Genomic DNA, 12636 nt, shown 5'->3' with positions numbered 1-12636 from the left:
TTCGACGAGTCTGTTGATATCGCTGTTAAGTTAGGTGTAGATCCGCGTAAAGCAAATCAGATGGTTCGTGGCGTAGTAACTCTACCTCACGGAACTGGTAAAGATGTACGAGTACTTGCATTAGTAACTCCAGACAAAGAAGCGGAAGCTAAAGCTGCTGGAGCTGATTATGTAGGTCTTGATGAATACCTACAAAAAATCAAAGACGGTTGGACTGATGTTGATGTAATTATCACCGTTCCTGCTGTAATGGGTAAATTAGGTCCTTTGGGACGTATTCTTGGTCCACGTGGCTTGATGCCAAACCCAAAAACCGGTACTGTAACTATGGATGTAGCGAAAGCTGTGGCAGAAGTGAAAGCTGGTAAAATCGATTTCAAAGTAGATAAGACAGGTATTGTTCATGCAGGAATTGGTCGTGTATCTTTCGATGCTGACAAAATCGTTGACAATGCACACGAAATTATCCAAACATTAATCAAACTTAAGCCAACCGCAGCAAAGGGAACTTATATCAAAAGCATTCACTTGTCAAGTACTATGAGTCCTGCGATTGCTCTAGATCCTAAGGCTGTTTAATTGGTAGTTTAAATTTCTAAGAAATGACAAAACAAGAAAAATCATTAGCAATTGAGAATTTGACTGCCCAGTTGGCTAATTCAAATATCGTTTATTTAGCTGATATTTCAGGATTAGATGCTGAAACAACTTCAAACCTGCGTAGAGCTTGCTTCAAAGCAGGAATTAAGTTGGAAGTAGTTAAAAATACCCTTCTAGCAAAAGCAATGGAAGCTTCTGAGAACAATTACGGCGATTTGCCATCTGTTCTTAAAGGAAATACTTCTATTCTTGTTGCCGACGTAGCAAATGCTCCAGGTAAAATCATCAAAGAGTTTCGTAAAAAAGCTGACAAGCCAATCCTTAAAGGTGCTTTCATCAACAACGATATCTACATTGGCGATAACCAACTTGACGCGCTTGCAACGATCAAATCAAGAGAGGAACTTATTGGAGAAATCATCGGATTGCTTCAATCTCCGGCTCAACGCGTTATCTCTGCTCTTCAAAATCAATTCAAAGACGAAGACGCAGCGTAAGCCACAATTTAGCGCACACTTAATAAATTATAATTTTTACAAATCATTTTAAACGATAGAAAAAATGGCAGATTTGAAACAATTCGCAGAACAGTTAGTTAACTTGACAGTTAAAGAAGTTAACGACTTAGCAACTATATTAAAAGAAGAGTACGGTATCGAGCCTGCTGCAGCAGCTGTTGTTGTTGCTGGTGGTGGTGATGCTGGTGCTGCTGCTGAAGAGCAAACAGAATTCACTGTGGTATTGAAAGATGCAGGTGCTTCTAAATTAGCAGTTGTTAAAGCAGTTAAAGAACTTACAGGTCTTGGATTGAAAGAAGCTAAAGACTTAGTTGACGGCGCTCCAACAAACGTTAAAGAAGGTGTTACTAAAGATGAAGCTGAAGGCTTGAAAAAATCTTTAGAAGAAGCCGGAGCTGTTGTTGAGCTTAAGTAAGCATAAACAGTTTTTGTTTTCAGGTTTAGGTCTTGGATGCGTTCCAATGACCTAAACCATTTTTCGTATAAGTACTTTATACGGCCTTTTTTACAATTATTAAATCAAAATTTTGTCCATTGATGATAACAAATCAGACCGAAAGACTAAATTTCGCCTCGACTAAGAACATCCCTGATTACCCGGATTTTCTAGACATACAGGTGAAATCTTTCAAAGACTTCTTTCAGCTGGAAACCAAGTCTGACGAAAGAGGGAACGAAGGTTTATACAACACCTTTATGGAGAATTTCCCAATTACGGACACCAGAAACCAGTTCGTGTTGGAATTCCTCGACTATTTCGTTGATCCACCGCGATACAGCATCCAAGAATGTATCGAAAGAGGACTTACCTACAGCGTTCCACTTAAGGCACGTTTGAAATTGTACTGTACTGATCCAGAACACGAAGATTTTGAAACGATTGTTCAGGATGTTTATTTAGGGACAATTCCTTACATGACACCGAGCGGTACTTTTGTTATTAATGGTGCTGAACGCGTTGTTGTTTCTCAATTACACCGTTCTCCAGGCGTTTTCTTTGGACAGTCGTTCCACGCCAACGGTACTAAATTATATTCGGCTCGTGTAATTCCTTTCAAAGGTTCATGGATCGAATTTGCAACCGATATCAACAGCGTAATGTACGCCTATATCGATCGTAAGAAAAAACTTCCAGTAACCACGCTCTTCCGTGCCATCGGATTCGAAAGAGATAAAGATATCTTGGAGATTTTCGACCTTGCAGAAGAAATTAAAGTTTCTAAAACCGGTCTTAAAAAATACATCGGACGTAAATTAGCTGCTCGTGTTCTGAACACTTGGCACGAAGATTTCGTTGATGAAGATACAGGTGAAGTAGTATCTATCGAGCGTAACGAAATTATTCTCGACCGCGATACCATCATCGATAAAGATAATGTGGAAGAAATCATTGAAGCAAACGTTAAGTCGATCCTTCTTCACAAAGAAGATTCGAACCAAGCGGATTATGCGATCATCCACAATACCTTACAAAAAGACCCAACAAACTCTGAAAAAGAAGCTGTTGAGCACATTTACCGTCAGTTGCGTAACGCAGAACCACCTGATGAAGAAACTGCTCGTGGCATCATAGATAAATTGTTCTTCTCAGATCAACGCTATAACCTAGGTGAAGTTGGTCGTTACAGAATGAACAAAAAACTTGGTCTCGATATCTCTATGGAAAAGCAAGTGCTTACCAAAGAAGATATTATTACCATCGTGAAATACCTTATTGAGTTGATTAACTCAAAAGCAGAAATCGATGATATCGACCACTTGTCAAACCGTCGTGTAAGAACTGTAGGCGAGCAACTTTCAGCACAATTTGGTGTAGGTTTGGCGCGTATGGCTCGTACTATTCGTGAGCGTATGAACGTTCGCGATAACGAAGTATTTACACCGATCGATTTGATCAACGCAAAAACACTTTCGTCTGTGATTAACTCGTTCTTCGGAACCAACCAGTTATCACAGTTCATGGATCAAACCAACCCGCTCGCTGAAATAACGCACAAACGTCGTTTATCAGCTCTCGGACCAGGTGGTCTATCTCGTGAGCGCGCTGGTTTCGAGGTTCGTGACGTTCACTATACGCACTACGGACGTTTATGTCCGATTGAAACTCCGGAAGGTCCAAACATCGGTTTGATTTCTTCCTTGGGTGTGTATGCGAAAGTAAACGGAATGGGCTTTATCGAAACGCCTTACCGCAAAGTAGAAAACGGTAAAATCGATATTCATTCAGAGCCAATTTACCTTTCTGCTGAAGAGGAAGAAGGTAAAATGATTTCGCAAGCAAACATCGAAGTAGGTGCTGATGGAACCATTCTTGCCGACCGTGTAATTGCACGTGAGGAAGGCGATTTCCCAGTTGTAGAACCGTCACGTATTCACTACGCAGACGTTGCTCCGAACCAAATCGCTTCGATTTCTGCATCTTTAATTCCGTTCTTGGAGCACGATGATGCGAACCGTGCCTTGATGGGATCAAACATGATGCGTCAGGCAGTTCCTTTGCTCCGTCCAGAAGCACCAATTGTAGGGACTGGATTAGAGCGTCAAGTAGCTTCTGATTCTCGTGTACTTATCAACGCTGAAGGCGATGGAGTTGTAGAATACGTTGATGCAAACATCATCACAATTAAATACGATCGTACTGAGCAGGAACGTATGGTGTCTTTCGACCCAGATGAAAAAACATATAATCTGATTAAATTCAGAAAAACCAACCAATCGACTACGATTAACTTGAAGCCTATCGTAAGAAAAGGCGATCGCGTAGTTAAAGGTCAGGTGCTTTCTGAAGGATACGCAACTCAAAACGGCGAATTAGCCTTAGGTAGAAACCTTAAAGTGGCGTTTATGCCATGGAAAGGATACAACTTCGAGGATGCGATTGTAATTTCTGAGAAAGTTGTTCGCGACGATATTTTCACTTCAATTCACATCGATGACTATTCATTAGATGTTCGTGATACAAAATTAGGTAACGAAGAACTTACCAACGACATACCAAACGTTTCTGAAGAAGCTACCAAAGATTTGGACGAAAATGGTATGATTAGAATAGGAGCAGAGGTAAAACCTGGCGATATTCTAATCGGTAAAATCACGCCAAAAGGAGAATCAGATCCAACACCAGAAGAGAAACTTCTTCGCGCGATTTTTGGTGATAAAGCGGGCGATGTTAAAGATGCGTCATTAAAAGCTTCACCTTCATTACACGGTGTTGTTTTGGATAAGAAACTTTTCGCGAGAGCTGTAAAAGACAAGCGTAAGCGTACCAAAGACAAAGACGATTTAGGTAGTCTTGAAATGGAATTTGAAACCAAATTTGTTGAATTAAAAGACAAATTGGTTGAAAAATTGTTCAACATCGTTAACGGAAAAACCTCACAAGGGGTAATGAACGATTTAGGAGAAGAAGTACTTCCAAAAGGAAAGAAATATACCCTAAAAATGTTACACGCCGTGGAAGACTTTGCACACTTGAGCAAAGGTCAGTGGGTTGCCGATGACGAAACTAACAAAATGGTCAATGATTTGATTCACAATTATAAAATCAAATTGAATGACTTGCAAGGTGCTTTGAGAAGAGAGAAATTCACTATTACTGTGGGCGACGAACTTCCAGCAGGTATTTTGAAATTAGCTAAAGTGTACATCGCTAAGAAACGTAAGTTGAAAGTGGGTGATAAGATGGCAGGTCGTCACGGTAACAAAGGTATTGTTGCTCGTATCGTAAGACACGAAGACATGCCGTTCTTGGAAGACGGAACACCAGTAGATATCGTATTGAATCCGCTAGGGGTACCTTCTCGTATGAACATCGGACAGATTTACGAAACCGTATTAGGATGGGCCGGACAAAAGTTAGGTAAGAAATTTGCAACGCCAATTTTCGATGGAGCAACTCTTGATCAAATCAATGAGCTTACCGACGAAGCAGGTATTCCACGATTCGGACACACATACTTGTACGATGGTGGTACTGGAGAGCGTTTTCACCAGCCAGCAACTGTAGGTGTAATCTATATGTTGAAACTCGGACACATGGTGGATGACAAGATGCACGCACGTTCTATCGGACCTTACTCATTGATTACGCAACAACCGTTAGGTGGTAAAGCGCAATTCGGTGGTCAGCGTTTCGGAGAGATGGAGGTATGGGCACTTGAAGCGTACGGTGCATCCAGCACACTCCGCGAAATCCTTACCGTTAAATCAGACGACGTAATCGGAAGAGCTAAAACTTACGAAGCAATCGTAAAAGGCGAAACGATGCCAGAACCTGGTTTACCTGAGTCATTTAACGTATTGATGCACGAATTGAAAGGTCTCGGTCTCGATATTCGTTTAGAAGAGTAACAGTTCGCCCGAATATTCTTCGGGCCAACTGATTTTAGCAATAAAATCGACTCCTTAGTTTTTGACTAATCGAAAACCAAGATTCGCGAAAGCAAAAAAACAAGAATTTCAAAAAATCAATAGTTGTAACTATGATGAACAATAGAAATAATAAAGAGAAGAACACCATCAAAAGATTCGATAAAATTTCTATCGGACTTGCTTCTCCGGAGTCAATCCTAGCCGAATCTCGCGGCGAAGTATTGAAGCCAGAAACCATTAATTACCGTACACACAAACCCGAAAGAGATGGTTTGTTTTGCGAGCGAATTTTTGGTCCGGTAAAAGACTTTGAATGCGCCTGTGGTAAGTACAAAAGAATCCGATACAAAGGAATCGTTTGCGACCGTTGTGGTGTTGAAGTTACCGAAAAGAAAGTACGTAGAGACCGCGTCGGACACATCAATCTAGTAGTGCCTATCGCTCACATCTGGTACTTCCGTTCCCTTCCAAATAAAATTGGTTACATCCTAGGTTTGCCTTCGAAAAAACTGGATATGATTATCTACTACGAGAGATACGTAGTGATTCAAGCCGGTATCGCGAAAGGTCCAGACGGAGAAAGCCTGAACAGACTCGACTTCCTTACTGAAGAAGAGTACTTGAATATTTTGGATAGCTTGCCGCAAGACAACCAATATCTCGATGACAACGATCCTAACAAATTCATCGCCAAAATGGGTGCTGAATGTATCATGGATTTATTGGCACGTATCGATTTGGATGCCTTGTCGTACGAATTGCGTCACAGCGCAAACAACGAAACTTCAAAGCAACGTAAAACCGAAGCCTTGAAGCGTTTGCAAGTTGTAGAATCGTTCCGCGAAGCAAACCAAAACCGCGAAAATCGTCCAGAGTGGATGATCATGAAAGTAATTCCGGTTATTCCACCAGAATTGCGTCCGCTTGTGCCTCTAGATGGTGGTCGTTTCGCAACTTCCGATTTGAACGATTTGTATCGTCGTGTGATCATCCGTAATAATCGTTTGAAGCGTTTGATGGAAATCAAAGCTCCAGAAGTAATCTTGCGTAACGAAAAACGTATGCTACAAGAATCTGTAGATTCACTTTTCGATAACACACGTAAAGCTTCTGCAGTAAAAACAGAATCAAACCGTCCGTTGAAATCACTTTCGGATTCCCTAAAAGGAAAACAAGGTCGTTTCCGTCAGAACTTACTTGGTAAACGTGTGGATTATTCAGCACGTTCGGTAATTGTCGTTGGACCAGAATTGAAATTATACGAGTGCGGTTTGCCAAAAGATATGGCTGCCGAACTTTACAAACCATTCGTGATTCGTAAGCTTATTGAGCGTGGAATCGTGAAAACCGTTAAGTCGGCTAAGAAAATTATCGATAAAAAAGAGCCGGTTGTTTGGGATATCCTTGAAAACGTAATTAAAGGTCACCCAGTACTGCTAAACCGTGCTCCAACTTTGCACCGTTTGGGTATTCAGGCGTTCCAGCCTAAATTAATCGAAGGAAAAGCGATTCAATTACACCCATTAGTGTGTACGGCGTTTAACGCGGATTTCGATGGTGACCAGATGGCGGTTCACTTGCCACTTGGCCCAGAAGCAATCCTTGAAGCGCAGTTATTGATGTTAGCATCGCACAACATCCTTAACCCAGCGAACGGAGCGCCAATCACCGTACCTTCTCAAGACATGGTTCTTGGTTTGTACTACATGACTAAAGAGCGTTTGTCAACTCCAGAGCACAAAATTTTAGGTGAAGGCCTAACTTTCTACTCTGCAGAAGAAGTGAATATCGCATTAAACGAAGGAAAATTAGAGTTGAATGCTCGCGTGAAAATTCGTGCAAAAGACTTCAATGAAAACGGCGATTTAGTATACAAAATCATCCAAACAACTGCCGGTAGAATTCTATTTAATGAAGTAGTTCCTGAAGCTGCAGGTTACATCAACGAAGTTCTTACAAAAAAGAGCTTGCGTGATATCATCGGAAAAATCCTTTCGGTAACCGATGTGCCTACAACTGCCGCTTTCTTGGACAACATCAAAGATATGGGTTACCGCTTTGCGTTTAAAGGTGGTTTGTCGTTCTCTTTGGGCGATATCAAAATCCCAGAACAAAAAGAAAACCTTATCGCCGATGCTAACGAGCAAGTGGAAGGTATTTTGATGAACTACAACATGGGTCTGATTACCAACAACGAGCGTTACAACCAAGTAATCGACGTGTGGACATCGACCAATGCCATGCTTACCGAATTAGCAATGAAAAACATCCGTGAAGACCAACAAGGTTTCAACTCGGTGTATATGATGCTTGATTCAGGAGCGCGTGGATCGAAAGAACAAATTCGTCAGCTTACCGGTATGCGTGGTTTGATGGCTAAGCCTAAAAAATCGACAGCAGGTGGTGGAGAGATTATCGAAAACCCAATTCTTTCTAACTTTAAAGAAGGTCTTTCGATTTTGGAATACTTCATCTCAACGCACGGTGCACGTAAAGGTCTTGCCGATACCGCTCTTAAAACTGCGGATGCGGGTTACCTAACACGAAGATTACACGACGTTTCTCAAGACGTTATCGTAAACTTAGACGACTGCGGAACGCTTCGCGGTGTTGAAGTTACAGCCTTAAAGAAAAACGAAGAAATCGTAGAGTCGCTTAGTGAGCGTATCCTCGGACGTGTAGCACTTCAAGATGTCATCAATCCGCTTACCAGCGAAGTTATCGTTGGAGCCGGTGAAGAAATTACCGAAGCTGTTGTTAAAGTAATCGAGCAATCGCCAATTGAGCGCGTAGAAGTACGTTCTCCATTGACATGTGAAGCACATAAAGGTATTTGCGCTAAATGTTACGGACGTAACTTGGCTACAGGTCGTATGACCCAAATCGGAGAAGCTGTCGGTGTTATCGCTGCACAGTCGATCGGTGAGCCAGGTACACAGCTTACACTTCGTACGTTCCACGTAGGTGGTGTGGCAGGTGGAATCTCGGAAGAGTCGAGCATCGTAGTTCGTTTCAATGGCCGCGTAGAAATCGAAGATCTTAAAACAGTTAAAGGAGAAGATAACGAAGGAAACACTGTAGACATCGTTGTTTCTCGTTCAACTGAATTGAAATTAGTAGATGAAAAAACAGGAATTGTCCTCAATACACATAACATCCCTTACGGTTCAAGCATCTTTGTAAAAGACGGCGATTCGGTTCAAAAAGGAGCTGTTATCTGTAAGTGGGATCCATATAACGGGGTAATCATCTCTGAATTTACAGGTAAGATTGCTTACGAAGATTTAGAGCAAGGACAATCGTTTGTTGTTGAAATCGACGAGCAAACCGGTTTCCAAGAAAAAGTGATCTCGGAAGGTCGTAACAAGAAATTGATTCCAACCTTATTGATTTACGGGAAAGACAACGAGTTAATTCGTTCGTACAACTTACCAGTAGGTGCACACCTTATGGTAGAAGACGGTGAGAAGATTAAAGCAGGTAAAATTCTGGTGAAAATCCCACGTCGTTCTTCAAAAGCAGGCGATATCACAGGAGGTTTACCACGTATTACCGAGCTTCTCGAAGCACGTAACCCATCGAATCCAGCTGTAGTTTCTGAAATCGACGGTGTGGTTTCTTTTGGAAAAATCAAACGTGGTAACCGCGAAATCATTATCGAATCGAAATTCGGTGAAGTGAAGAAGTATTTGGTGAAATTATCAAGCCAAATCTTGGTACAGGAAAACGACTTCGTGCGTGCCGGTGTACCCTTGTCGGACGGTGCGATCACACCAGACGATATTTTGAGAATTCAAGGACCAGCTGCTGTTCAACAGTATTTGGTAAACGAAATTCAAGAAGTATATCGTCTACAAGGGGTGAAAATCAACGACAAACACTTTGAAGTAGTGATTCGTCAGATGATGCGTAAAGTTCAAGTTCAAGATCCAGGAGATACCTTATTCCTAGAAGATCAATTGATTCATACAAAAGACTTTATCATGGAAAATGATAAGCTCTACGGAATGAAAGTGGTTGAAGATGCAGGTGATTCTGATAACTTGAAGCCAGGACAAATCGTATCGCCTCGACAATTACGCGACGAAAATTCGCTTTTGAAGCGTTCAGACAAGAATTTGGTTGTGGCACGCGATGTAATCACCGCAACAGCTACGCCAATCTTACAAGGTATTACAAGAGCTTCGCTACAAACCAAGTCGTTTATTTCGGCAGCGTCCTTCCAGGAAACTACTAAAGTATTGAACGAGGCTGCGGTAGCTGGTAAAGTAGATACTTTGGAAGGCTTGAAAGAAAACGTTATTGTAGGACACAGAATCCCTGCAGGAACCGGAATGCGCGCTTACGATCACACTATCGTAGGTTCAAAAGAAGATTTTAACGAGCTTATGGCAGCAAAAGAAGAATACAACTACAGCAGCTAAATCGTAAAAATCACTTATATTTACAAAGCCTGACAGCAACGTCAGGCTTTTTTTAATACCTTATATTATGAGCGATCAAAAAGAACAACAAATTAATATCGAACTCGACGAGGCAACCGCGGAAGGAATTTACAGTAACCTTGCGATAATCAACCATTCACATTCCGAATTCGTGGTCGATTTTGTAACACTAATGCCCGGTGTTCCGAAAGCCAAAGTAAAGTCACGCATCGTTTTAACACCGCAACACGCAAAACGATTGGTAGCTGCCTTAGCCGAGAATATTCAACGATTCGAAGCTACGCACGGAGCAATTAAAGATACCGGGCATCCGCAAATTCCATTAAATTTCGGACCAACAGGTCAGGCTTAAAATCAAAAAATCGCTCTCCCCAAGCGATTTTTTTAGTTTCTAACTTCTAACCTCTAACCTCTAACCTCTAACTTCTACCTTCTAACCTCTACCTTCTAACCTCTACTTGGGTGTTGCGGCGTAATCAATCCCACTCGCTTCGCAGACATCCAATAACCGCCGCCGCGCCATACGTTGCAATAAAAAACGGTTTTACCAAGTTCAATTGGGCGTTACACGGGCTCATAAAATCGCCGTGTAGCCACCCATTTCACTAAGGTAAAACCATTTTTTATTTCCACTGCTGTCGCTAACACGGGAAAATGTGCGCAGAAAGGCTTTACTACGTAGCGTTTACCCTTTGAGAATCTGCTCTAATATTTATACTTCCGCACGTTGAAAAGCGGCTGTTTTAGTAGTTCAGCGATGTTTTTGGTATTTCGGCGGAATTTCTTAACACGAAAACGTTTTCGTAATAAAATTTTATAACTTTTTTTTACTAAATTGTAATAATGTCTTTACTTTGTAGTCCGGCTTTTTTGCAAAGAACTGTGTATTTCTCAGTTTTTTAGTGATAAAAGTACAGGACCCTTAAAAAATTTAAATCTATTTTTATGAATCTATTTTTACGAATTTTTAAGAATGATTCGGCACTTCTATTACTTGGGTTTTCTTTATTAACAAGTTTGGGGTTCTCGCAATCGACGACTATTTTTCAAAGTTTTGCTGTTTTAAGTATAAATGGTGGTGGCAATACATTCTATGACATGGCTGCTGCTACTGCTAATCCTGATTTTAATGGTGCAACTTTGGGAACATTTAACGCCTCGCAATCAATAGTTATTCGGGGTGGAGAAAATAAGACCAATAAGTGTAATGGTGGTGACGTTTTTAATGGTCGATTTCGATGGAGAGTTTGGCTAAGTTCAAGTGGTCCTAGCGGAACATTTAACTCTATCGATTTACCATTTGCTTCAAATGATGGCGGTTTTTGTAACGGGGATCAAACTTGGAGAGCTGTAGGCGGTACCACCAATGTTATTTCTGGATTGACCACTCCAGGCAACTACACGATCGAGGTGTTTTCTGAGGCCGACACCAATCTAGGAATAAGATTCTCTAATAATAGCGGTTTAAATTTTAGTGCAACGTTTAATTATTGTCCTTTAAACCTCGGTGGCACGGCATCAGCAAATCAAACCATTTGTGCGGGCACTCAGCCTGCTCCTCTCTCACTCTCGGGTCATTCGGGGGCAATTCAATGGCAAGTATCTACAAACAACGTTGATTTCACAAATATTTCTGGACAGACTTCCGCTACTCTGCCATCGTCAGCAATGGGTAATTTAACAACAACTACTTATTATCGTGCACAGCTTACCAATAATCCATGTCCAGTTGCAAACAGTACGGTGGTTACTATTACGGTGAATCCTGCTTCTGTAGGTGGTACGGCTTCATCAGATCAAACCATTTGTACAGGTACACAACCTGCTGATATTACTTTAACAGGTAATGCAGGGGCAATTCAATGGCAAGTATCTTCTGATAACAATGTTTTTACTAACATCTCAGGAGCTACTTCAGCTACGTTAACAGCTGCGCAAATGGGTACTTTAACTGCTACTCGTTACTACCGTGCGGTTGTTACTAACGGTTCATGTAGTTCGGCAAACAGTAATGTCGTTACAGTANTATTACTTTAACAGGTAATGCAGGGGCAATTCAATGGCAAGTATCTTCTGATAACAATGTTTTTACTAACATCTCAGGAGCTACTTCAGCTACGTTAACAGCTGCGCAAATGGGTACTTTAACTGCTACTCGTTACTACCGTGCGGTTGTTACTAACGGTTCATGTAGTTCGGCAAACAGTAATGTCGTTACAGTAACTGTAAACGCATTAACAGTTCCGACTTTCACACCAGTAGCAGCAGTTTGTTATAATACAACAATTCCTGCTTTACCAACAACTTCAAACAACGGTATTACAGGAAGCTGGTCTCCGGCCTTGAATAACTTGGCTACAACTACGTATACGTTTACGCCTGATTCAGGTCAGTGTGCCGATGTAACAACACTTCAAGTTGTTATTAACTCAACTACTTGGGATGGTATAGCGTGGTCGAATGGCGCGCCTTCTTCTACAGTGGGAGCGATCATGGGTGGTAACTACAACCAAGCAACAGATATTACAACTTGTTCGTTGACGGTTGCAAACGATGCTACAGTAGTTATTCCATCAGGTAGCGATGTAACAGTTGATGGTCCGGTAACGGTACTACCTGCACAAGGTTTAGGAGTTGTGGGTACATTAACGATCAACAACAACGCGAACTTATTACAGTCTGGTTCTACAAACGTGAACTCA

The 12636-nt window shown here is 41.5% G+C and carries 6 protein-coding genes and 1 pseudogene; all 7 read left to right on the top strand.

What is annotated here, in order from left to right; translation table 11 throughout:
• On the top strand, positions 1-579 hold a 579-nt coding region (gene rplA, locus CHX27_RS03485), incomplete at its 5' end, for a 50S ribosomal protein L1 (protein ID WP_094485381.1).
• A 23-nt stretch (positions 580-602) separates the two neighbouring features.
• The gene (rplJ, locus tag CHX27_RS03480) at positions 603-1097 is read left to right on the top strand and encodes a 50S ribosomal protein L10 (protein ID WP_094485380.1); all 495 of its coding nucleotides are present in this window, start codon (positions 603-605) and stop codon (positions 1095-1097) included.
• 64 nt (positions 1098-1161) lie between these two features.
• A complete protein-coding gene (gene rplL, locus CHX27_RS03475; RefSeq protein ID WP_094485379.1) occupies positions 1162-1533 on the top strand; it encodes a 50S ribosomal protein L7/L12 in 372 nt (123 codons plus the stop codon).
• A gap of 122 nt (positions 1534-1655) precedes the next feature.
• Positions 1656-5468, top strand: coding sequence for a DNA-directed RNA polymerase subunit beta (gene rpoB, locus CHX27_RS03470; protein ID WP_094485378.1), 3813 nt, complete (start codon positions 1656-1658; stop codon positions 5466-5468).
• Between the two features lie 131 nt (positions 5469-5599).
• Positions 5600-9913, top strand: coding sequence for a DNA-directed RNA polymerase subunit beta' (gene rpoC, locus CHX27_RS03465; RefSeq protein WP_094485377.1), 4314 nt, complete (start codon positions 5600-5602; stop codon positions 9911-9913).
• A 67-nt stretch (positions 9914-9980) separates the two neighbouring features.
• Entirely contained in the window at positions 9981-10286 is a 306-nt protein-coding gene (locus CHX27_RS03460) for a DUF3467 domain-containing protein (protein ID WP_094485376.1), read from the top strand.
• A gap of 1783 nt (positions 10287-12069) precedes the next feature.
• Positions 12070-12636: pseudogene (locus CHX27_RS03450) on the top strand (hypothetical protein); the annotation flags it as partial.

Origin of the sequence: Flavobacterium aurantiibacter (assembly GCF_002251775.1) — a bacterium.
Taxonomy (GTDB): Bacteria; Bacteroidota; Bacteroidia; order Flavobacteriales; family Flavobacteriaceae; genus Flavobacterium; species Flavobacterium aurantiibacter.
This window is presented reverse-complemented; position numbering and strand designations above follow the sequence as displayed.